At 62.2% G+C, this 22,364-nt stretch carries 22 protein-coding genes; 8 read left to right on the top strand and 14 right to left on the bottom strand.

The genetic code is table 11. From position 1 onward, the window contains the following. Positions 1 to 177: 177 nt before the first annotated feature. On the bottom strand, positions 178 to 882 hold the full coding sequence (locus AB4Y87_RS06095; RefSeq protein WP_442003519.1) for a tyrosine-protein phosphatase: 705 nt from the start codon (positions 880 to 882) through the stop codon (positions 178 to 180). Positions 883 to 1,130: 248 nt separating this feature from the next. Here AB4Y87_RS06095 and AB4Y87_RS06090 point away from each other — a divergent pair, with 248 nt between their 5' ends. From AB4Y87_RS06090 to AB4Y87_RS06060, 7 genes are all read left to right on the top strand, one after another. Continuing rightward, positions 1,131 to 2,153 carry a LacI family DNA-binding transcriptional regulator gene (locus tag AB4Y87_RS06090; RefSeq protein WP_442003518.1) on the top strand — a complete coding sequence of 341 codons (1,023 nt, stop codon included), beginning with the start codon at positions 1,131 to 1,133 and terminating at the stop codon, positions 2,151 to 2,153. Between the two features lie 117 nt (positions 2,154 to 2,270). After that, the gene (locus AB4Y87_RS06085; protein ID WP_442003517.1) at positions 2,271 to 3,509 is read left to right on the top strand and encodes a sugar ABC transporter substrate-binding protein; all 1,239 of its coding nucleotides are present in this window, start codon (positions 2,271 to 2,273) and stop codon (positions 3,507 to 3,509) included. 10 nt (positions 3,510 to 3,519) lie between these two features. Then, positions 3,520 to 4,533, top strand: coding sequence for a carbohydrate ABC transporter permease (locus AB4Y87_RS06080; RefSeq protein ID WP_442003516.1), 1,014 nt, complete (start codon positions 3,520 to 3,522; stop codon positions 4,531 to 4,533). Positions 4,534 to 4,540: 7 nt separating this feature from the next. Further along, positions 4,541 to 5,404: a carbohydrate ABC transporter permease gene (locus AB4Y87_RS06075; RefSeq protein WP_442003515.1), complete on the top strand. Its 864-nt coding sequence runs from the start codon at positions 4,541 to 4,543 to the stop codon at positions 5,402 to 5,404. Positions 5,405 to 5,430: 26 nt separating this feature from the next. Continuing rightward, positions 5,431 to 6,207 carry a ThuA domain-containing protein gene (locus AB4Y87_RS06070; protein ID WP_442003514.1) on the top strand — a complete coding sequence of 259 codons (777 nt, stop codon included), beginning with the start codon at positions 5,431 to 5,433 and terminating at the stop codon, positions 6,205 to 6,207. Further along, the gene (locus tag AB4Y87_RS06065; RefSeq protein ID WP_442003513.1) at positions 6,204 to 7,355 is read left to right on the top strand and encodes a Gfo/Idh/MocA family protein; all 1,152 of its coding nucleotides are present in this window, start codon (positions 6,204 to 6,206) and stop codon (positions 7,353 to 7,355) included. Before AB4Y87_RS06070 ends, AB4Y87_RS06065 begins: the two co-directional genes overlap by 4 nt. 20 nt (positions 7,356 to 7,375) lie before the next feature. Then, entirely contained in the window at positions 7,376 to 8,587 is a 1,212-nt protein-coding gene (locus AB4Y87_RS06060; RefSeq protein ID WP_442003608.1) for a Gfo/Idh/MocA family protein, read from the top strand. Positions 8,588 to 8,664: 77 nt separating this feature from the next. Here the strand turns inward: AB4Y87_RS06060 and AB4Y87_RS06055 are convergent, their stop codons facing one another. The 8 genes from AB4Y87_RS06055 to AB4Y87_RS06020 all read right to left on the bottom strand — a co-directional run bounded on the left by AB4Y87_RS06055 (position 8,665) and on the right by AB4Y87_RS06020 (position 14,499). Beyond that, on the bottom strand, positions 8,665 to 9,189 hold the full coding sequence (locus tag AB4Y87_RS06055) for a GDSL-type esterase/lipase family protein (RefSeq protein ID WP_442003512.1): 525 nt from the start codon (positions 9,187 to 9,189) through the stop codon (positions 8,665 to 8,667). Further along, entirely contained in the window at positions 9,186 to 9,560 is a 375-nt protein-coding gene (locus tag AB4Y87_RS06050) for a hypothetical protein (RefSeq protein WP_442003511.1), read from the bottom strand. Before AB4Y87_RS06050 ends, AB4Y87_RS06055 begins: the two co-directional genes overlap by 4 nt. Positions 9,561 to 9,740: 180 nt before the next feature. Continuing rightward, positions 9,741 to 10,337: a GNAT family N-acetyltransferase gene (locus AB4Y87_RS06045; protein WP_442003510.1), complete on the bottom strand. Its 597-nt coding sequence runs from the start codon at positions 10,335 to 10,337 to the stop codon at positions 9,741 to 9,743. Between the two features lie 27 nt (positions 10,338 to 10,364). Next, positions 10,365 to 11,228 carry a 3-hydroxyacyl-CoA dehydrogenase family protein gene (locus AB4Y87_RS06040; RefSeq protein WP_442003509.1) on the bottom strand — a complete coding sequence of 288 codons (864 nt, stop codon included), beginning with the start codon at positions 11,226 to 11,228 and terminating at the stop codon, positions 10,365 to 10,367. Then, complete coding sequence (locus tag AB4Y87_RS06035) at positions 11,225 to 12,028, bottom strand: enoyl-CoA hydratase/isomerase family protein (RefSeq protein WP_442003508.1); 804 nt, start codon at positions 12,026 to 12,028, stop codon at positions 11,225 to 11,227. The genes AB4Y87_RS06040 and AB4Y87_RS06035 overlap by 4 nt, the downstream gene beginning before the upstream one ends. After that, complete coding sequence (locus AB4Y87_RS06030; RefSeq protein ID WP_442003507.1) at positions 12,029 to 13,255, bottom strand: thiolase family protein; 1,227 nt, start codon at positions 13,253 to 13,255, stop codon at positions 12,029 to 12,031. Positions 13,256 to 13,384: 129 nt separating this feature from the next. Then, the gene (locus tag AB4Y87_RS06025) at positions 13,385 to 14,041 is read right to left on the bottom strand and encodes a pentapeptide repeat-containing protein (RefSeq protein ID WP_442003506.1); all 657 of its coding nucleotides are present in this window, start codon (positions 14,039 to 14,041) and stop codon (positions 13,385 to 13,387) included. Continuing rightward, positions 14,041 to 14,499, bottom strand: coding sequence for an SRPBCC family protein (locus AB4Y87_RS06020; protein WP_442003505.1), 459 nt, complete (start codon positions 14,497 to 14,499; stop codon positions 14,041 to 14,043). Before AB4Y87_RS06020 ends, AB4Y87_RS06025 begins: the two co-directional genes overlap by 1 nt. A 159-nt stretch (positions 14,500 to 14,658) precedes the next feature. On the opposite strand from AB4Y87_RS06020, the gene AB4Y87_RS06015 reads away from it, so the two are divergent. After that, positions 14,659 to 15,594 carry a hypothetical protein gene (locus tag AB4Y87_RS06015; RefSeq protein WP_442003504.1) on the top strand — a complete coding sequence of 312 codons (936 nt, stop codon included), beginning with the start codon at positions 14,659 to 14,661 and terminating at the stop codon, positions 15,592 to 15,594. A gap of 67 nt (positions 15,595 to 15,661) precedes the next feature. On the opposite strand, the gene AB4Y87_RS06010 is transcribed toward AB4Y87_RS06015, so the two are convergent. The 5 genes from AB4Y87_RS06010 to AB4Y87_RS05990 form a co-directional block, all read right to left on the bottom strand. Beyond that, entirely contained in the window at positions 15,662 to 17,125 is a 1,464-nt protein-coding gene (locus tag AB4Y87_RS06010) for an amino acid permease (protein ID WP_442003503.1), read from the bottom strand. A 279-nt stretch (positions 17,126 to 17,404) separates the two neighbouring features. Further along, positions 17,405 to 17,713: a Rieske (2Fe-2S) protein gene (locus tag AB4Y87_RS06005; protein ID WP_442003502.1), complete on the bottom strand. Its 309-nt coding sequence runs from the start codon at positions 17,711 to 17,713 to the stop codon at positions 17,405 to 17,407. After that, the gene (nirB, locus tag AB4Y87_RS06000) at positions 17,710 to 20,178 is read right to left on the bottom strand and encodes a nitrite reductase large subunit NirB (protein ID WP_442003501.1); all 2,469 of its coding nucleotides are present in this window, start codon (positions 20,176 to 20,178) and stop codon (positions 17,710 to 17,712) included. The genes AB4Y87_RS06005 and nirB overlap by 4 nt, the downstream gene beginning before the upstream one ends. Next, positions 20,178 to 20,525, bottom strand: a complete 348-nt coding sequence (locus AB4Y87_RS05995) for a molybdopterin oxidoreductase (RefSeq protein ID WP_431116373.1) — start codon at positions 20,523 to 20,525, stop codon at positions 20,178 to 20,180. Before AB4Y87_RS05995 ends, nirB begins: the two co-directional genes overlap by 1 nt. A gap of 131 nt (positions 20,526 to 20,656) precedes the next feature. Then, positions 20,657 to 22,306, bottom strand: coding sequence for an ABC-F family ATP-binding cassette domain-containing protein (locus AB4Y87_RS05990; RefSeq protein ID WP_442003500.1), 1,650 nt, complete (start codon positions 22,304 to 22,306; stop codon positions 20,657 to 20,659). Positions 22,307 to 22,364 lie beyond the last annotated feature (58 nt).

Here is a 22,364-nt window from a genome sequence, read left to right as displayed (position 1 = left end):
CTCGGTCATTGGGTCTGCGGGACCGCAAACATTACTGACCGGCCGTTCGGTAATATATACAGGGTACATGAATGCCCGGAGGAGTGCAGCAGCAATTTCGTCGTTCTCTCACATCCCACCCGATTCCAGCCGATCCTCTCTCACATCCCGCCCGATTCCAGGCATCGTTCTCTCACATCACCGCAGCTTGGCGCGGATCGCCTCCACTTCCTGGCCCGTGACGCCATTCCGCGCCAGGAAGGACTCGACGTCCAGGGAACCAAGGAACACCTTCACGCCTGCCCACTTCTGCTCCAGCCAGGCCTCAAACTCCGCGTCGGAAAGGTAGGGATCATGCGCATGCGGTGCCCCGTGGGTGCGGTGCCGCTCATTGATCCCCCGCGCCGCAAGTTCGTAGCCGTGCAGGATTTCGTCGTCGCCAAGATCGGCCAAGCGTTGCAACATGAGTGCGATCACCCCGCTCCGATCGCGGCCCGCCGAGCAGTGAATCACAACCTTGCCTGGCGAGGCGGCAATAGCCTTGAAGACGGCCGCAATCTTCTCCCCAAATAGACTCACATAGTCGCCGTACCGCGACGGGTCCTTCAGGTACGGGCCGAACAGCTCGCCGAAATCGCTATGGTCGGGGTCCTCCGTGGGGCAATGTACGACGTCGATCCTGGCCTTCACTTCGTCCGGCACCTTGGGATCGGTGTCGCGTTGCCGCCGCTCGCCCGAGGCGCGCAAATCAATGATAGTGCGGATGCCGTCGTCGTACATTTGGTGCCAACCGACTTCGGTAACCCACTCGTGGCGACCCATCCTGTACACGTCCCCCGCGATTCGCCAGGCGTTCACAGCGCCATCCCAGTGGACGCCTAACTGCGGTGCTGTCCCGTCCATAGGAGCCAGCTAAGCACATTCGCCGGCAGTCATGTGAGAGAACATCTGCCAAAAAGCGAGAGGAAAGGAGAGAGCATCGGTCTAAAGGGCGGTGGATGTGAGAGAGGATCGGAAGGGGTATTGCGCGGGGCGAGTGACTCATGTCATACTCGTTCTCGATACGCATCAACGATACGTATCGATGAACACGAAACGCAAACAACAACCACAAGCAAACCGTTCAGCAGAGAGCGCGAGGAGGCCAGGGCATGCCAACCAGCAAGGACGTTGCCCAGGCCGCCGGCGTTGCACAGAGCACGGTTTCCTATGTTCTTAGTGGCAAGCGACCCATCTCCGAGAAAACGCGGAAAAAGGTGGAGGACGCCATCCAGCAGCTGACCTACCAGCCAAATGCCGGAGCCCGAGCGCTTGCCAGCCGCAGGACCCGCGTGATCGGCCTGGTCATCCCTTTCATCCCTGAGTTGCACATGGCTTCGATCATGGAGTTTGTGTCCGTGATCGCCAACACCGCCCGCCTCTATGACCACGACATCCTGCTGGTCACCGAGGACGAGGGGGCAGCCGGACTGCAGCGTGTGGTGGGCCAGCAGATCTGCGACGGCCTGATCCTGATGCAGGTGGAAGGCGACGACGAACGGCTCCCGGTAGTCCGCAGCCTCCACGTCCCCGTGGTGCTGATCGGCATCCCGCATGATCCTTCCGGATTGGTTTGCATTGATGCCGACTTTGAAATGGCCGGCGAACAATGCGTCCAGGATCTTGCGGCAGCAGGCCACACCGCAATCTCCGTCATCGGTTGGCAGCCCGAGGTAGTTGACCGCCACGTGAACTACGTGGAACGCTTCATGTCCGGCACCAACAAGGCCGCGGGAAGCCTTGGGGTCAAGGTGCTGCACCTGCCCGGCGGAACGGATCGCGACGTGATCGCGGACTCCGTGGACAAAGCCCTGGCGGAGACCACAGGAGTACCTGCGTTTATCGCTCCTGACGGAACCGTTCAGGACGTTCTCCGACGAGTATTGACCAGCCGGGGCCTGACTCCTGGCATGGATGTCTCCGTCATCGGCAGCGCCTCCCCCACCCTTGCTGAACTTCAGCCCATTCCACTTTCCACGATTGACCTCCGTCCGGCCGAAGTATCCCGCCGTGCGGTGAAGATTATTTGCGATCTCCTCGAAGCCGAAAACCAGGGACCAACCGAATCCCTGGAATTGGTACCCACGGTCATTACGCACCGTGCCAGCACGCTCCGTCCACCCCACGGCAGCTAAACCCTCTCCACAGCACCCTGCATCTCATCCGTTTCCAAATTCATCGATACGCATCGTCGATACGTATCGACAACCTCGTCCCCGATAAAAGCCATCCCCAGAAAAAAGGAACAGACAATGAAGTCAGCACAAAGGACAACCCGTCGTCCTCTTGCCCTCGCCGTCGCTGCGTTGGTCGGCCTGCCCCTGGCCCTCTCAGCCTGCGGGACCTCCCCCGCAGCTTCGTCGTCGGAGGCCGTCAAAGAAATCTCCGTGATGGACTACTACAACAACGAGCCGGACAAGTCCTTCATCGGCGACGCCCTGACCAAGTGCGGCACCCAGGCAGGTGTGACCATCAAGCGGGAGACCGTCCCGGGCAAGTCCCTGATCTCCAAGGTCCTCCAACAGTCCTCCTCCAAAACGCTGCCGGACGTGCTCATGCTGGATAATCCGGACCTGCAGCAGATTGCCGCCACGGGCGCTTTGGCTCCCTTGTCAGACTTCAAGATCAGCACGGATAACTTCGCAGAGGGTGTCCTGAGCGCAGGCACCTACAAGGACAAGGTCTATGGCCTGGCTCCCACCGTGAACACCATTGCCCTGTTCTACAACAAGGACATCCTGGACAAGGCTGGAGTAACCCCGCCCACCACCTGGGATGAGCTGAAGGCAGCCTCCGCCAAGCTCACCGCCGGCGACCAGTACGGGCTCGCCTTCAACGCCAACCCCACTTACGAAGGCACCTGGCAGTTCCTCCCGGTCATGTGGTCCAACGGCGGTGACGAGAAGAAGATCGACACCAAGGAGACCGAGCAGGCACTCCAGCTCTGGACGGACCTGGTCAAGAGCGGCTCCGTCTCTTCCTCCGCCCTGAACTGGACCCAGGCCGATGTAAAGGACCAGTTCATGGCCGGCAAAGCAGCCATGATGGTCAACGGCCCCTGGCAGATCCCGGCCCTGGATAAGCAGCCCACTCTGCAGTACGGCGTGGTAAAGATCCCCGTCCGTGAAGCCGGCCAGACGTCCGTTGCGCCGCTGGGTGGCGAAGTTTGGACGGTCCCCCAGACCGGCAACAAGGCACGCCAGGCCAAGGCCGCTGAAGTGGTTGCCTGCCTGAACAGTGACGAGAACCAGATGGCGATGGCCAAGGTCCGCAACACCATTCCTTCCAAAACCACGTTGGCGGAGAAGTTCGCCACCGAAAACCCCAAGCTCGCTACGTTCACTGAGCTGATCAAGACCGCCCGCGCCCGCACCGGCGAGCTCGGTGCAGACTGGCCGGCACAGGCAACCAAGATCTACACCGCCATCCAGACAGCCCTGACCGGTAACGCCTCTCCGGCCGATGCCCTCAAGCAAGCGCAAGGCCAGTAAGCAGCCAGCCATGTCATTGACAACAGATTTGTCGCAAACAGCGGCGGGTTCCACCGGCAAGGCCGCGGGAAAGGCCACGCGCAAGCATGGCCGCCCGGCAGGCTCGCCTACAGAAGCGCAGACACCACGACGGCGCACCCGCCAACGCCGCGAGCGCATCTTCCAGTGGCTCTTCCTGGTACCTGCCGTGGTCTACATGGCACTGTTCTTCGGCTACCCCGTGGTCAAGAACGTCGTCATGAGTTTCCAGGACTACACCACGGCTACCTTCTTCACCGGAGAAGCCCCGTGGGTAGGGCTGGCCAACTACGTAACTGTATTGTCGTCGTCGTTGTTTTCCACCTCACTGCTGAACACCGCGCTGTTCACGGTGGGTTCCATCCTGGGCCAGTTCGTGATCGGGCTGGCGTTCGCGATCTTCTTCCAACGCAAGTTCCCGCTCAACGGAATCCTGCGCTCGCTGCTCCTGCTTCCTTGGCTACTGCCGCTGATCGTCTCGAGTGCCGTGTGGCGGTGGATCCTGGACAAGGACAGCGGAGCCCTCAACCGTTTCCTGGGCGATCTGGGCGTCATCAACACTGGCGTTCCGTGGCTGACCAGTACCTCGTTGGCTTTGATCGCTGTGGTGGGAGTGAACATCTGGATTGGCATCCCGTTCAATCTGACCATCCTCTACGGGGGCCTGCAGGAGATCCCGGACGAGCTTTACGAGGCCGGGTCCCTGGATGGCGCCACGGGTTGGAAGGCGTTCCGGCATATCACCTGGCCAATGCTCCGTCCCGTGGTGAGCGTGGTGCTGGTGCTCGGCGTCGTTTACACGCTGAAGGTGCTGGACATCATCCTGGGCCTGACCAACGGTGGCCCGGCGAACTCGACCCAGACCATCGCCACCCAGTCCTACGACCTCTCCTTCCACGAATTCAAATTCGGCGAAGGCGCGGCCCTGGGCAACGTGTTGGTGATCATTTCCCTGGTGTTCGCGGTCCTCTACCTGCGGGCAAGCCGACGCGCTGTGGATGAGTGAGGAAACCATGACAACCGTACTGAAAGCACCCACGCTCCGACCCAGCAGGGCAAAAGCACCGGCAGGAAACCGCAAGAACTGGGGCTACACGGCACTGGCCATCTTTTTCCTGGCCATCATGCTGTTCCCGGTCTACTGGATGATCAACGCCTCCCTGCAGCCCAACGGCACTACCTTGGAAACCTCTTGGCTGCCCTTGAAGCCCGATTTCACCGGCTATGCCACAGCCATCAGTGAGCAAGCCGGGAACCTCGGCACGAGCCTGATCATCTCCCTGGGCAGCGTGGCGTTGAGCCTGGCAATCGCAGCCCCGGCGGCCTACGCCCTGGCTTACTTCAAGGTCCGCGGCGCAGGAGTTGTCCTCTTCGCTATCTTGATCAGCCAGATGATCCCGGGCATCGTGGTGGCCAACGCCCTGTACACGGCCTACAACGATCTTGGGCTGCTCAACTCCATTCCAGGCCTGATCCTCGCGGACTCGGCCCACGGAATTCCGTTCGCCATCCTCATCATCCGTGCTTTCATGAACGGCATGCCGTCGTCCGTGATCGAGGCAGCGCGGGTGGACGGTGCGGGGCACGTCCGGGCGTTCTGGTCGATCGTGATTCCGCTGAGTCGGAACTCGCTGATCACCGCGGGCCTCTTTACGTTCCTGTTCGCCTGGAGCGACTTCCTGTTCGCCCTGACCCTGACCACCACGGAAGCGGTCCGCCCTGTCACCCTGGGCATCTTCCAGTACATCGGGGCCTACGTGAACGACTGGAGTTCAGTGATGGCGACGGCGGTACTCGCCTCCATCCCGGCCATCGTCTTGTTGGTCGCGGCCCAAAAATACATCGCCGCGGGCACCACCGGCGGCGCGGTCAAGTAGACCCTCACTCATCAGAAGGAAGAATCATGCCTGAAACAAGCAAGCCCATCCGCGTCACCGTTTGGAGCGAAAACCGTCACGAGAAGCGGGACGAACTCGTGGCACGCCTGTACCCGGAAGGAATGCACGGCGCCGTCAAGGCGGGCATCGAGGAGAACCTGGGTTCCGACGTCGAGGTCCGCACCGCAACGCTGGACGAGCCCGAGCATGGACTCACTGAGGAAGTCCTCGCCAACACCGACGTCCTCACCTGGTGGGGACACATGTCCCACGCCGACGTTGAGGACGAAATCGTGGAGCGCGTCCACCGCCACGTGCTCGCGGGCATGGGCCTGATTGTGCTGCACTCCGGGCACTGGTCCAAGATCTTCACCAAGCTCATGGGCACTAGCTGCACCCTGCGCTGGCGCTCCGAACACGACCGCGAACTCGTCTGGACTGTGGACCCGACCCACCCCATCGCCAAGGGCGTGCCGCACCCCATCGTGATCCCTGAGCAGGAGATGTACGGCGAATTCTTCGATATCCCCACGCCGGAGGAACTCGTATTCATCAGCTCGTTCAGCGGTGGCGAAGTCTTCCGTTCCGGCTGCACGTTCCGTCGCGGACACGGCAAGATCTTCTTCTTCAGCCCGGGCGACCAGGACTACCCCGTCTATCACCACAAAGACATCCGCCGGGTCATCGCCAACGCCGTCGAATGGGCCGTCACGGACCGTCCCGAGCGCGCCGTCCCTGAGCTGCTTCGCTACGAAACCAACGACTTCTTCAACGGCAAGAGCTACCAAGGAGCAAACGCGTGAGCACGCCTTTCGCCATAATCCCCGACGACGGCACTCCCCTTCGCGTCGTAGTGGTCGGCGCCGGGGGCATGGGCCGCGCCTGGCTTCGAACCGTTGAGTCGTCACCGTTGGTGGAACTTGTGGGCATCGTGGATCTGGATCTCGCCACCGCCGCCGAGGCTGCGGCTTCCCTGGGCCGTCCGGACCTTCCGGTAGGTGCCGGCACAGCGGCGCTGGCGTCCGACGTCGGAGCCCAAGCGATCATCAACGTCACCGTTCCTGCCGCGCATCATCCGGTCACTACCGAGGCACTCGCTGCGGGCCTGCCGGTCCTTGGCGAAAAGCCTGTGGCCTCCACGGTGTCGCAAGGGCTTTCCCTGGCAGCCGCGGCTGAGCTTCACGGCCAGCTGTTCATGGTCAGCCAGTCCAGGCGCTACAACCGGCAGCTCTTCGAAGCCAAGCGGCTATCTTCAGCGGTGGGTGCTGTTGGCATCGTCTCTGCCGAGTTCTTCAAGGCGCCGCACTTTGGCGGATTCCGCGATGCCATGGACCATCCCCTGCTGCTGGACATGGCGATCCATCAATTCGACATGGCCCGATTCCTGCTCGACGCCGATCCCGTCTCTGTTTTCTGCGAGGAGTACAACCCCTCGTGGAGTTGGTACCGCGGTGATGCCGGGGCCACGGCCGTTTTCGAAATGACCGGCGGCGAGCGCTTCGTGTTCAACGGAAGCTGGTGCAGCCCGGGCCAGGAAACCTCGTGGAACGCCTCGTGGCGGATCAGCGGCGAGCACGGCACCGTCTTGTGGGATGGCGACAATGAGCCTGTTTCCTCTGTTCCTGTTTCCGGCGATGCTGGCAGTTCTGAGGATCCTGGCCAGGAAATTGCTGGTTCCCTGCGCGACTTTGTATCTGCAGTCCGCACGGGAAGCACCCCGATGGGGCAGGTGCACCAAAACATCATGAGCCTGGCCATGGTGGAGGCGGCCATCCTGAGTGCGGCCAACGGCACCCGGGTTTCCGTGGACACGCTGCTTGAGGACTCGTACCAACAGGCACTCCTTGCCGAGCGGGACCCGGCCGTGTTGGAAGTTTTGAAGTCCTGGACCTCGGTTCGCAGTGCGCTTGCGGGAGGCAGTGCGCTTACGGGGGAAGGCATTCGGCTGTGACTCGGAAGCTGCGGGTGGGCATGGTGGGCTACTCCTTCATGGGTGCCGTCCACTCGCATGCCTGGCGGACGGCGCCACGCTTCTTCGATCTCCCACTTGCGCCCGAGCTGACGGCGCTGGCCGGCAGAAATGCTGCTGCTGCTCAGGCGGCCGTGGCCAAGCTCGGTTGGGATTCCGTGGAGAGCGATTGGCGTCGCCTGATCGAGCGCGATGACATTGACCTGATCGATATCTGTTCCCCGGGCAACACGCACGCCGAGATTGCGATTGCTGCCCTGGAAGCCGGCAAACACGTGCTGTGCGAGAAACCCTTGGCCAATAGTGTGGCTGAGGCTGAGAAGATGACTGCTGTCGCATCCTCGGCCGCTGAGCGGGGCGTGTACTCGATGTGCGGGTTCACGTATCGGCGAACTCCCGCATTGGCCCTTGCTAAGCGGATGGTGGACGAAGGCCGGTTGGGAGATCTCCGGCACGTCAGGGCCCAGTATCTCCAGGATTGGTTGTCGGATGCGGACGCGCCCCTGACATGGCGGCTGGACAAGTCAAAGTCCGGCTCTGGCTCACTGGGTGATATCGGCGCCCACAGTATCGACGCCGCTCAGTGGATCACCGGGTCCAACATCACAGGGGTTTCAGCCCTTATGGAGACGTTCGTGAAGGAACGGCCAATCGGCGGTGACTTCGTTGGGCTCGGCGGGCACGGTGGTGCGGACGGTCCGCGCGGTCCGGTAACTGTGGACGACGCCGCGATCTTTACGGCCCGTTTCGGCGGAAAGACGCGCGACGGCGGTGACCCAGCCATAGCGGGTGGCGGCACGACCGCCGTCGGGCGTTCCACCCTCGGCGGCCCGATCGGCGTCTTTGAGGCGACTCGGTTTGCCCTGGGCAGGAAGAACGCCATGCGGCTGGAACTCAATGGCACGCTCGGCTCGTTGGCCTTCGACTTCGAGGACATGAACGTCTTGTCCTTCTACGATGCTTCGGCCGAGGACGCGGGCTTCCGGCGGATCATCGTGACGGAACCATCGCACCCCTACGTCGGGAACTGGTGGCCCACCGGGCATGGACTGGGCTATGAGCACGGATTCACGCATCAGGTGGTGGACCTCGTGAACGCCATCGCTGAAGATCGCCAGCCGGAGCCATCATTCGCAGATGCTTTGCAGGTCCAGAAGGTGCTGGCCGCAGTGGAGGCCAGCGCGGAGGCCGAGAGCCGCTGGCGGAAGGTTTGAGATTGCGTGAACGTTGCGAACCCGCTGTTTCGTTGTTGGGCAACAACGAAACAGCGGGTTCGCAACGTCCTAGCGGTCTAACGCTTGGCGAGCTGAGCGGGTTTGACGGCGGACAGCAGGGCTGCAGCGTATGCCCGATGCCCTGCTACGTTCGGATGGAAGTTGGCGTCGGGCAGCCGATCAAACGGGGGCACGGGAGCCAGGACCATCACAAGCCACGGATCTGCAGAATTCGCTGCATGCCCGAGGAACTTCTTGGTGACATCGATGAACACGGCGTTGGTTTGGCTCTCGGCGGCCGCCTTGGCAATAGTCGCGTTGAGCGCATCAATGGCCCTGTTCACTTGGACTTGGTTCGCCGGTGGGATCACTGGGAGGCCGTTGACGGGATCAAAGAGCCGTGGATAGCCCAAGACAGCGATGGTCGCCCCCGGAGCCGAGCCTCGGATGCTTTGGTAGATGGTCTCAAGTCCGAACTCGATCACAGGAAGATCGGCGATGATCGCGTTGACCGTGGCTTCACAAAGCTGTGTATCCGGCGTAGAGCAGTTCTGCAAAGCGCGCAAACTGCCGGCATCGACGGCACCAGCGGTAATGCTCACCAAGCCTGCATTACCCAACGCAGATCGCCCTGCAGTGACCGTTCAATCACCGACGGCGTGACGCCGTCATAGAAGGGCCCGGCCGGGAACAACAGTGCTCCGTGACACGCCAAGTTCGCCAACAAGGTGACCCGCCCTGTCGCGGCGACATCGTCGACGTAACCCGGATGACTCTGCCAACAAGCTACCGGTGGACGGTACAAGCCCCCCGCACCCGTCCCCGCGGTGTACGAATCACCGAGCGCCACATACGTGACAGGTGGCGGCGGTGCGGCGGTGGCCGGACTGGCCGTGAATCCCAGAGTGAGTGCCAGGGCGGCGAGTCCGCCTGCAAAAGCCAAGCGCCGGCGTCGTGCTCGATGAGTTGCCATGATGATTCCCCTTCATACTGCCCTTTTGGGGCTCCGGTGGTCCGACAAACAGGATCACCTCGCGGCACGCCCACCCGTCGGCCGCGTACGGGGCAATGTGTTGGCCAGATTACGCCCGGCAGGCAACGCGGTACAGACCTTGTGCCTAGCCTATTTTTCGGCTTCCACGTTCTTGAGCAGCTATGCGCCGTACCTTGCCAGCCTGAACTCCAAGCCGTTCCGCACCGCCGGCCATTCGTGTTCCAGTATGGAGAACACCACGGTGTCGCGGAGGGTGCCGTCCTTGCTGCGCGAGTGGTTCCGGAGCACACCGTCCTGCTTGGCGCCGAGTCGGGCGATCGCGTCGCGGGACTGGTGGTTGAGCCAGTGCGTACGGAATTCGACGGCGGGGCAGCCAAGGGTCTCAAAGGCATGCCGAAGGAGCAGCAGTTTGGAGTCGGGGTTGGTGCCCGTGCCGTGGACGGACGCCGCGTTCCAAGTCGAGCCGATCTCAACGCGCGGGGTGGCGGCGTCAATGTTCATGTACGTCGTCATCCCGATGACCTTGCCCGTGCTGTTGAGCCTGGTAGCGAAGGGCACCATGGAACCTTCGGTTTGCAGGCCCAGCCGCCGCTCAATCTCGGCAGCCATACCTTCCGGCGTGGGCACGGAGGTGTACCAGAGCTTCCAGAGTTCACCGTCCTTGGCCGCCTCCACAAGGTCGTCGTGGTGATCTGGCCGCAAAGGTTCAAGGGTCACGAATTTGCCGGTCAGGGTAACGGGTTCAATCGAGGTCACCCGGTTAGCCTAACCCGCCCCCGGGCTTCAGTCGTTCCAGTCGAAGAAGCCCTTGCCCGTTTTGCGGCCAAGCTCCCCGCGGGCCACCTTGTCCCTCAGGATCTGCGGCGGAGCGAAGCGGTCACCCAGCATGGAATGCAAGTACTCGGCGATACCCAGACGAACATCGAGACCGACGATGTCCGTGGTCTTGAGCGGCCCGGTAGGGTGCTTGTACCCGAGGACCATCGCGGCGTCGATGTCCTCCGCTGATGCCACACCCTCCTCAACCATGCGCATCGCTTCCAAGGCAATAGCGACGCCCAGCCTTGAGGACGCAAAGCCCGGCGCGTCATTAACGACGACGGCGGTCTTGCCGAGTGCCTCCGTCCAGTTCTTCGCCGCTTGGGCCAGTTCGGGCGAGGTCTCCTTGGCCAGCACCACTTCGATGAGGGCGGAGGCGGGCACCGGGTTAAAGAAGTGCAGGCCGATGAAGTTGGCTGGCCTGCGGAGTGCATTCGCCAAGTCCGTCACGGACAACGACGACGTGTTTGAGGCCAGGAACGCATCAGCGGAAAGGTGGTCTTCCACCGCTTTCAAAGCGGTGACCTTGAGATCGTAATCCTCGGGCACAGCTTCTACCACCAGGGCGCAGTGGATGAAGGATTCGTAGTCCGTCGACGTGCTGAACCGGGCCATGGCTTCGTCAGGGGTTTCGCTCAGGGTGCCGCGGGCAGCGGACTTGGCAACCGCATCTGCTACCCGGCCCTGCGCTCCGGCGGCTGCCTCATGATCCCGTTCCACCACGATCACGGTGGCGCCCTTGGTCAGGAACGCGTGTGCGATTCCCGCGCCCATCCGGCCACCACCAAGAACTCCAACAACGTGGGGAATTGCGGAAACTGCTGTCATTTCTGGATCCTGTCATCGTTGGCAGTCGTGGATGAGCTGGCGGCCTTCGCCGATTTCTTATCCAGGAAAGCCTGCATTCTGTCGAATTTGGCCTGGGATTCGAAGAGAATCCCCTGGGCAAGCGTGTCGATCAGCGGGTGTGCTTCCGCTGGAGCATGGAACACCGATTTGGTGATGCGGACTGCAAGGGGGTCCTGGCGGCCGATCCTGTCAGCAAGATTGTGCGCTGCATCCATCAGTTCAGGGGCCTCGTGAATCTCGGTGATCAAGCTGATTCGCAGCGCTTCCTCGGCCCGCAACACGGCGCCGGCGAGGAGGATTTCCTTGGCTTTCGGTTCGCCCACAAGCTCCTTGAGCCGCCAACTGGCACCGGCTGCAGCAAGGATTCCCAGCCCTGTTTCGGGATTGCCAATCCGCACACTGGGGGTCCCGATGCGGAAGTCTGCCGCATAGGCAAGCTCCGCACCGCCACCCAGGCAATAGCCGTCCAGCGCTGCGATGACGGGCATGGGCAGCTTGGCGATGCGCATGAAGATGGTTGAATTGATCCCCCGCAGTGCATCATCCCGTCGGCGTTCACGGAGCTGTCCAATGTCCGCGCCCGAGGCGAAGACGCCGTCCGTGCCCGCGATGATCAGGACCTTGGGGTTGCGCTCCAGTTCGGCACAGACAAGGTGAAGCTCGTCCACCATGGTCTGGTCGATCGCGTTGCGTACTTCGGGACGGTTGAGAAGAACAGTGAGCCTGTCGTCGCGTTCCTCGAGGAGAAGTGTGCTGAGGTCTTCCTGGTTCAGTGCCATTTACACGCCTTCCAGCAGCATTGCCGTGCCTTGGCCCACGCCGATGCACATCGTGGCAAGGCCAAGCTTCGGTCCATTGTTGCTGGCAAGCTCGCGTTCCATGCGGCCCAGAAGGGTAATGGCCAGACGTGACCCGCTGGAACCCAGCGGGTGCCCCAAACTGATGGCACCGCCGTCGTTGTTGACGGTTCCCGGGTCCAGCCCCAGGCGCCGCATGCTGGCAAGGGACTGCGTGGCAAAGGCTTCGTTGAGTTCCACGGCGCCGAGCTGGTCCACGGTAAGGCCAGTGCGGGCAAGGACCTTCTGCGTTGCCGGGACGGGACCGATGCCCATGATTTCCGGCTCACAGCCCGCCGAAGCGCCGTCGACAATGCGGGCGCGAGGCGTCAAACCGAACTTCTTGATGGCGGCCTCGGAGGCGACGATGATCGCGGAGGCGCCGTCGTTGAGGCTGGAGGAGTTGCCTGCGGTGACCACGGAGCCACCGGGGACTACTGGCCGAAGCCCAGCCAGGACATCCATGGTGGTGCCTTCGCGGGGACCTTCGTCCGTGTCCACAACGGTCTCGGACTTGCGGGTCTTGACGGTGACCGGAACGATCTCGTCCTTGAACCGGCCGCCTGCAATGGCCGCCAACGCGAGCTCGTGCGAGCGGACAGCGAAAGCGTCTGCATCCTCGCGAGAGATGTTGTCCACGCGGCCCACTTCCTCGGCCGTTTCAGGCATGGAGTATGTCATCTTGCCGTCACGGGAGAGCTCACCCTTGGTGAAGAGCGGGTTGACGAAGCGCCAGCCGATGGACGTGTCGAAGATCTGGCCCGGCTTGGCGAAAGCGGTAGTGGGCTTCTCCTGGACCCAGGGTGCCCGGCTCATGGATTCGACGCCACCGGCAACCACGATGTCCGCCGCGCCGGACTTGATCATCTGGCTGGCCATGATGATGGCGCTCAGTCCCGAGGCGCAAAGCCTGTTGACTGTGATGCCCGGGATGTGGAGGGGAAGACCCGCGAGGATGGTCGCCATGCGGGCTACGTTGCGGTTCTCCTCTCCAGCGCCGTTGGCGTTGCCGAGGATTACCTCATCAATGGAGTCAGGATCGACGCCGGCACGCGCCACTGCTTCACGGACCACCAGCGCGGCGAGGTCGTCAGGACGGACGGAGGACAGTGCCCCGCCGTAACGACCAACCGGCGTCCGTGCGCCGCCAACAAGAAAAGCCTCGACCATGAGAACATCCTTCGCGAAGTGAAAGGGACCGGTGCGGAATAATATACCGACCGTTCGTTCTATAAAGATTACACGGCCTGCCCTCCGGGTCAACAGATGAAGTCATCTCCGCGCAGTTCAGTCAGTGCTTCAGATCACCCGGATTCCCAAATGACCAGCCAATAACGGGGCCATGAGACTCAACTGGTAATCGTCGATAACAACTCCGGCGAGTCCCGCCAATCCGTTGATACTCCGGAACTCAGAGCTCCGCAGGTCCACGTCCTTGAGCTTGGCGCCGGTGACATCCAAGGTGCCGATACTGCAGTTCTTCAACGACACCCGTGTCCCGGTGCAGCCGCCAAGATCGAGCTCGTTAATGATGCAGTCTGAAATCTGGACGTCCATCAGCTTGGAGCCGCGGAGGTTCACGTAATCCAGCTTGCCGCCCTCGATCCGCACCGAGCGCCACGTGCCCTCGTACAGCTCGGCTGATCCCCACCTGGGATTGCTGATCTCCACGTCCTGCCAGGAAGTCCGGGCGGCTGTGAAGACTGGGGCATACGGCTCGGCCAGGATGCACTCCCGGAACGTGGCGCCGCGCAGCTGAGCCTCGTTGAAGGAGACTCCCGTGAACTCACACTCGATAAAGTCAGCACCGCTCAGCTCCTCCCCATCGGYGGAAACGCGGGTAAACCTGATGCCGTCATAGCGTTCGCCACGCTGGAAGTCCGGGGCGTCGTCGTCGCGCAGTTCTTCCAGGCGCACCGGCGAGATCTTGGGGGCCGCTACCTTTGCAGCCGCCATCAGAGGGATTCCGCCTTTGCAGCGATCTCGGCGAGGTCCTTGCTGAGGGCTTTCCGGGTGATGCTCATGCCGATCTTCCCGAACAAGGCCATCGCGACCTTGCTCACGAGCGTGGGCTTGAGGACCTCGGCGCCGAATGTCAGCGTAAGGTCAGTGCCGGCGTCGCGCCCTGCCAGGTTAAAGCGCGTGGTGTAATCGGCGCCGCCCTGAAGTGCTTTGACCGTGGTACTGCGGGGTGGATCCACCTCCGACACCCACATCTCCACGGTTTCCTGCCTGCCCATCATGGTCCGTGTTTCCTTCCAGCGTGTGCCTTCCCCATAGGGACCCTCGCTGAGCATCTGGATTGCGTTGATGCCCGAAAGGGTGCCGGCCGAGCCTGGAATGTCCGAGAGGACCGCCCAAACTTTCTCCGGGCTGGCGTTGATGTGTTGCGTCAGGGTGGTGGTGTGATCCATACATCGAGCCTAGTCCGGGGCACTGACACTCCCAACTGACTGGCATTTGTGGTTGTTATAGAGCCCCATAACAACCACTAATGCCAGCCAGATGCAGGGAAGCTACTAGAGCCTGTGGATAACCGCTCACGTCCACCAAGGTTTTGCAAACATGGGGAAATGCGTATCCCGAAGCAGTTGCCCGGTCGCCTTGAGTCGGCGCCTTTCACTTGGCAGGAAGCGCTCGACGCCGGCATCACCCGTCAGCGGTGGAGGCACCGAGGTCTTGACTCACCCAGCCGGGGCATCCGCAGCCCTGCGCCCGAACAAGCAACGGAGTTATCCATTACAGTCCGGCCCTACACGGTCATTACGCCATTTTCCGCAGCCTCCCATGCCACGGCGTTCAGGCTCTGGGAGTTTCCGGGTTTCCTGCCGGGCAGCCACGAATCTGCCATCCACATTTCCCGCCCGGACACCATGGCAATCCCGCGAAGGAAAGGAGTGGTGGGGCATGTAGGGCAGTTCTTCGAGGACGAAATCACTAACCACCAAGGCTTGCTCGTCACCACCAGGGCGCGGACGTGGCTCGATTGCGCCCGGAAGATGAGCATCAATGAGATTACCGTAGTAGCCGATCACCTGCTCCGGTTGCCGAGGCCCGAATTCGAAGGGCGCAGCGATCCTTACTGCACACGCGAGGATCTGGAAACCATGCTTGACCGCCACAAAGGAACGCCAGGAATCCGGAAGGCTCGCCTGGCACTCGAGCAGGCCCGCGTCGGAGCTGATTCTGCGCCCGAAACCCGGCTTCGGCTGGCACTCGAGTGGGCTGGGCTGCCAGAAGCGGAAGTCAACATGCCCACTGAGTTGGGTCCCGGCGTCGTGCGTCAACCGGACCTTTCGTATCCCGGACAGCGCGTGGCCGTGGAATACGAAGGTGAGGGGCACTCCGATCCGGACCAAATTGTCAGGGACATTGCGCGGGAAGAGGATTTCAGTCGCGCCGGGTGGATACTGGTCCGCATCTCAAAGCGCCACATGGGAAACGATGCGAGCTCAGCGGTAGCCAAAGTCAGGAGCGCGCTCATCAATGGTGGATGGACACCCAAGTGACTGGCATTAGTGGTTGTTCCGGGCCTTCAGAACAACCACTAATGCGAGCCAGTTGGTGAAGAGAGCGTTAGCTGAAGAGTTCGCTCTTGGGCTCGTTGTTCTTGACCTTCTGCCAGCCAAGCCACAGGACCAGGGCGAAGAACGGGATGGTCGCCAGGGTCCAGAGACCCAGGAGGAAGACCTCGCCGGTTGCCTTATCCGTCATGGTGTCGAAGCCAATCAGAATGGTGATGGCCAGCAGCGCAATGAGGCCCAGCCAGCTGGTCCACGGTGAACCGGGCATCGGGAGGCTGGAGACGTTGCCGCGCTTCTTTCGCAGGGCAATCTGGCTCGCGAAAATGGAACCCCAGGTGAAGATCACACCGATGGAGGCCGTGTTCAGTGCGAGGTCGAAAGCGTGGGAGCCACCCAGCCAGATGTTGAGCAGGATGCCCACCAAGTACACGCCGCCGATCGCCAGGATGGCCGCGTAGGGCACGTGGCGGGAGGACATTTTGGTGAGCCACTGCGGGGCGTGGCCGTTGTTGGCCATGGTCCGGAAGATGCGGCCGATCGAGTACAGGCCCGAGTTGCAGGAGGACAGGGCTGCGGTGATGACGATCATGTTCATGACGTCGCCCATCCAGCCGAGGCCCATCTGGCCGAACACGGTGACGAACGGCGAGGTTCCCGCCTTGTACTGGTCGGACGGCAACAGCATCGCAAGGAGCATCACAGAACCGACGTAGAAGACAATAATGCGGATCACGACGGCGCGGATCGCCTTGGGAACTTCGCGTTCCGGGTTCTGCATCTCACCAGCGGTAATACCGACGAGTTCGATGGCGTTGTAGGCGAAGATCACGGCGTTGAGGACCAGGATCATGACCAGGCCGCCCTTGGGGAACATGCCGCCGTCGTCGTGGAACAGGTTGCCTACCGAAGCGTGGCCGGTGCCCACCTGGGCGTTGGTGACAACCATGAAGGTGCCAACGGCCAGGAAGATCAGGATGGCTGCGACCTTGAGGCAGGAGGCCCAGAATTCGAACTCGCCGAAGGCCTTGACGCTGAACAGGTTCACGGCCACCAGCAGCACCAGCGCTGCAATGGCGGAGAGTTCAACGGGAACGTTCGGGAAGAAGAACTGGAAATACAGGCCGATCGCGATGAGCTCCGCGATGCCTGTCATGGCCCAGTTGATGAAGTACATCCAGCCTGAAAGGAAGGCGCCCTTCTTGCCGAACATTTCGCCGGCGTAGCTCACGAACGAGCCCGAGGTCTGGCGGTACATGATGAGTTCGCCGAGGGCGCGCATCAGCAGGTAAGCGATGACGCCGGCGATTGCGTAGGAGAAAATCAGGGCCGGGCCGGTGGAGGCCAAGCGGCCTCCGGCGCCCATGAACAGGCCGACGCCGATTGCGCCACCCATGGCGATCATGGTGACGTGGCGCCGGCTCAGGGTCTTCTGGTATCCCTCAGCGCTGAGGGTTGAATCGACGGCGGTGGGTGTGGCCGTCGGGTTCTGGAGATCTGTGGGGGTACTTTGCGGCACAGCTGTTCCTTGTGGGTTGGGGTATTGCTGTAGGTGTTTTGCGCCCATGCCGGAACATGGGCACCTTTGCCACACAAAATTCGAGCTTTCCTCGTTGGAGGACCCCGAAGCGTGACAAAGAACGCAGAACGCCGAAGGTTCGCGCAACCCGTCTATCTTACGGGATTAACGGGAATGCCCGTGACGCAGGCAACAGCACCCTCCCTGAACAAAGCAACGCGGGGTCACTTATGGCCCATGTTGGCCGCCCAAAGGGGCCATAAGTGACCCCGCGTTGCTTTAAGGAATGACGACGATGTTCTGGCCCTCATCTGCGAAAACTTCGTACGTCCGCAGGGGCTTCGCTCCAGTGGTGGAACACCCGGTTTCCAGCTCAAACGAATGCTGGTGGAGTGGGCACATCACCACACGCTTATCGATGGTTCCGTCCGCGAGGGGGCCTCCTTTGTGGGGGCACACCGCGGAGACAGCCCGCAGGCTCCCATCACGCAGCCGGAACACCGCTATCTGCTCGCCGTCGATCCCGAACGCCCTGCCTTCACCGAACGGAATTTGGTCAACCGGCCCAACGATGTGTGGAATCTTCATCGGACCGGCACTTGCGGGAGCACCGTCAAGGGCAGCGAGGTCCGAAATTGGCCAGGGGTGAGCGGATCATCCCGTTCACGCCACGGATCCACGTAGTTGTCCACGGACTCCTGCATCGCTTCATCCAAGCGGGCGGCAATGCCTTCGGAGTCATCCAGGATGACGCTGCGAAGATGCTCAATCCCTACCCGGGGAACAAACGCGTACGTCCGTTCAAGCCAGTTCGCGTTTTCCCGGTAGTACTGCATGAAACGACCCGCCAGGAGCGTGACTTCCTCGGGCGTATCCACCGTGACCAGTAGATCGCCCTTCCGGATGTGGGCGCCGGCCGCTCCCCCAATGTAGATCTCCCAGCGGCCGCCCTCCACCGCCACGACCCCAACGTCCTTCACCAAGGATTCTGCACAGTTCCGTGGACATCCGGAGACCGCGAGTTTCAGTTTTGCCGGCGACTCAATTCCCTGGAAGCGGGATTCAAGCGAAATGCCCAAACCAGTGGAATCACCCGTCCCAAAGCGGCAGTAGTCCTTCCCCACGCAGGTCTTCACAGTGCGGAAACTCTTGCCGTAGGCGTAGCCGGACGGCATGTCCAGATCGGCCCAGACTGTGGGGAGGTCTTCCTTGGCAACGCCCAGGAGATCGATGCGTTGACCACCGGTCAGCTTGATCATGGGAATGTTGTGCTTCTCCGCGACGTCGGCGATCCTCCGGAGCTGCTGCACGGACGTCACGCCGCCCTTCATCTGGGGCACCACGGAGAATGTGCCATCGCGCTGGATGTTCGCATGCACGCGATCGTTGATGAAGCGGGCATCGCGCTCGTCGATGTACTTGTCCGCCAGCATCATCTTCATGAGCGAGGCGAGGCCCATCTTGGACTTGGCGTCCTCCGCACTGTCAGGAGCCAAGGCCGCGAAAACCTGTGAAACCGAGCGCAGCCCAAGCTCCCGGATCCGGGACATCAACGCAGCCTTGTCCAAGGGAATGCCAGGCACGTAGTAGCTGGCTGAGGGGTCATCTTCTACGGCACCGTCGGCCGCCCACTCCACCACCTGCGTGACCAGCAACTTGCAGGAGCCACACCCCTTGCCTGCCCGGGTGGCATCCATGGCAGCGGGTACAGAGCGACACCCACCCTGTACAGCCGAGACGAGTGCCCCTTTGGAGACTCCATTGCAGTTGCAGACCTGGGCAGAGTCAGCCAGTTCCGCAACACCTTCCTCCTCCGAAGGCGAACCGAGATCGAACATCAGCGAGAGCCGCTCCTCGGGCAAGGGTAGTCCCTGGTCAAAAGCCTGGGTCAAGTAAGCAACCTTGCGGCTGTCACCAAGGAGGGTAGCGCCCACCATCTTGTTGTCCCGGATCACGATCGACTTGAACACGCCCCGGCTCGGTTCCGAGAAAACAATGTGCTCATCCGTGTCGAGTTCCGGGCCCGGCAGGCCCATGGAAGCGACGTCGACGCCGGCCACCTTCAGCTTGGTGGCGGTCCGGGACCCCAGATAGACCGATGAACGATCCACGCCGGTGAGCTGGTCTGCCAGAACGGCGGCCTGCTCCCACAAGGGAGCCACCAGCCCATAAACCTCGCCCCGGTGCTGAACGCACTCTCCCACGGCATAAATGTCCTCTTCGTCCATAACCCGCAGGTGGTCGTCCACCACGATGGCCCGTTCCACGGCCAAGCCACTCACCACGGCGACATCCACGTTGGGCCGGATGCCGGCTGTAACAACCACCATGTCGCAGCTCAGCTCAGTGTCATCACGCAATCGCACACCGGTGATCCGGTCCTTGCCCAGCACCGCGGTGGTCCGGCTTCCTGTGTGGACCTCGATGCCCAGCGCCTGGACGCTTCGCCGCAGTATTGCGCCGCCGTCGGGCCCTAATTGCGCATTCATGAGGTGGCCGCCTGAATGGACCACCGCGACGTCAAGGCCGTAGGCCTGCAACCCGCGGGCCGCCTCCAACCCGAGCAATCCACCGCCAATCACCACAGCCCGCCGATGATGCTCATGCTGGGCGAACTGGACCATCTTGCGCGTATCGTCCATGGTCCGGAACGTGAAGACCCCGTGGCGCACTGATCCGCTGGGTGTGTACAGGCCATCCATCGGCGGAAGGAACGAGTGGCTTCCGGTGGCGATGATCAGGACATCGTACGGAACCACCCTGCCATCGGCCGCGAAGACGTGTCTGCTGTACTTGTCTATGCGCTCCACCCGCACGCCGGCATGGAGGGTGATGTTGTTTTCCTGGTACCACGGCAGGGCGTTGAGGAAGATGTCCGCATCGCTTTCCTCGCCGGACAGCACGTGGCTGAGCATGATGCGGTTGTAGTTTCCGTACGGTTCATCCCCGAACATGGTGATCTCGAAAGCGTCTCCACCGGCGCGGGCGAGGATTTCCTCAACAGTGCGGGCACCGGCCATGCCGTTGCCGATGACCACCAGTCGCCTGGCCATCAGTGCTCCACCATGCCCAGGTCCACCACCACGGAACCGCGGACACCAGCTGGCGCGGCGATGAACAGCTCGATCATCGAGCCGCCCTCGATATCTTCCACAACCCTCAACGGGACGTGTACATCGCCTTTTGCTCCGATGGGGAAGTACCGCATCGGAACGCCGTCGCGCATGAGGACAACCGCGATGAGTTCGGAGCTGGAGTTGCCGCCGCGGAAGTAAAGAGTCTGATTTACGACGCCGTCCGGGACAAAGTGCGCCAGCTCGCTGTGGAGGGGAACCGGCTTTTCCATGCCGATGCCGTCAAACGGGAAAATGCCCTGGAGGAAGAGGTTCTTGGAGATCACGGAAAGATCCTTTCGGCCGGCTTCCTTCCATGGTGCTCCAGTGTTGTTTCGGGACGCTTGATGCCGTGTTTCCATATGCAGGACACAGCGTAACGATCCCTTTGCGAACAACTCACCCCGACGGCAGCGGCCTAGAGCAACTCCCCATCCTGCATTCCGTACCGGACCCAGCTACCCACCGAGCCCGCCGCGGCGCACCGGTCGAACCACTCCCCCAACGCACGGTMGTGGCTCACGATGACCAGCGTCCCCGCGAAGTCCGCGAGCGCAGCTTCCAACTGTTCCACGAGCACCGGCGCCAGGTGGTTGGTGGGTTCGTCCACGATCATGGTCTCGTAACTGCCCAGAAGCAGCCGGGCAAGGGCTAGCCGGCGTTGCTGTCCGGCGGAGAGGCTACCCACGGGAACGTGAAATTCAGCAGGCCGGAACAAGCCAAGGCGCAGCAGGGCCTCGGCGTGTTCGTCGATGTTTCCGCCCAGTCCCGCGGCAAACGCCGGAAGCAGACGGAGCCCCGGACGGGGCGGAACGTCGAGTTCCTGCTGCAGATACCCCACCGCGCCCTGGACGGCCAAGGTTCCGCTGACGGGCTCAAGCGTCCCGGCGAGCACAGACACCAGTGTTGATTTTCCTGCTCCGTTGGGTCCGGTGATGAGGATCTTTTCCCCGGTTTCGACGCGCAGGTCAGTTGGCTTCAAGCGCCCCGGAACGGTGATGCTGCGTGCTTCGATGGCCGGCCCAGCGGTCTCCTCCACCTGCAGGTCAAGTTGCGCGGCGAGCTTGAGCGGCACAGGTGGCCGGTCAATGGGATTCTCTTCGAGCCGGCGCAGGCGTTCCTGGGCGTTCCGCACTTTGCTGGTGGCGGCGCGCTGCCAGGTGCCCTTTTTGAAGCCGGTTGCAAACTTGTCGTTGTCGCGCACCCGGCCGTAGCCCATGCCGCCCGAACCCGTGGCGGCCTGGAACCGCTCGGCGGCCATGGCGTCGAGCCATTCCTCGTATTGCTGCACCCAACGGGCACGCTGTGCGGCTTTCTCACGCAAGTAGCCTTCATAGCCGTTGCCGTAGCGATTGACGGACCGGCGTTCGGCGTCGACTTCGATGACTGTGCTGGCTACCTTCCGCAGCAGGACACGGTCGTGCGAAACCACCACCACGGTGCCTGGGTGCGCAGCCAATCTCGATTCCAGCCAGGCCGTGCCGTTCGCGTCGAGGTGGTTGGTGGGCTCGTCCAGGAGCAGGGCTTCGGCAGGATCGGCCAGCAGGCACGCGAGGGCAACGCGCTCCTGCTCGCCGCCGGACAAAGATCCAAGCGTTCGACGCCGGTCCAGGCCTCCCAGCCCCAGCCGGTCAAGCGCTGCTTCCACCCGGGACTCGGCAGCGTATCCCTCCCGGAGTTGGTACTGGGTCTGCAGGCTTCCGTAGAGTTCCAGGGTTTCGGGGTCGGCATCCGCCAGGTCCCGCTCCAGTTCGCTGATGCTGGCCTCGAGCGCACGCAAGGCAGTAAGCGATGCGTCGATGGCATCCCCCACAGTGAGCGATGCCGGAAGTCCGTGTGTTTGGGCCAGATAACCCACGCGGTAGCCGGAAGTCCCTGCCAAACCTGCCGTGCCGTCGTCGGGCGTTTCCACGCCGGCCAGCAGGCGGAGAAGGGTGGATTTTCCCGCCCCGTTTTCTCCGACAATGGCTACGTGTTCGCCGTGATCGATGGTGAGGTCAACGCCGTGGAAAAGTTCTCGGTCCCCATAACCGTGGGAAACGCCGGAAAGGTGAAGGTGGTCAGTCAAGAGGTGTCCTCGCAAAGTCCGCAGTGAATGGCAGGGAACCGCTGAGGGCACTGCCGTA

Origin of the sequence: Paenarthrobacter sp. RAF54_2 (genome assembly GCF_052113945.1) — a bacterium.
Taxonomy (GTDB): domain Bacteria; phylum Actinomycetota; class Actinomycetes; order Actinomycetales; family Micrococcaceae; genus Arthrobacter.
Note: the sequence above shows the minus strand (reverse complement) of the source record. Positions and strands in the feature narration are given on the sequence as shown.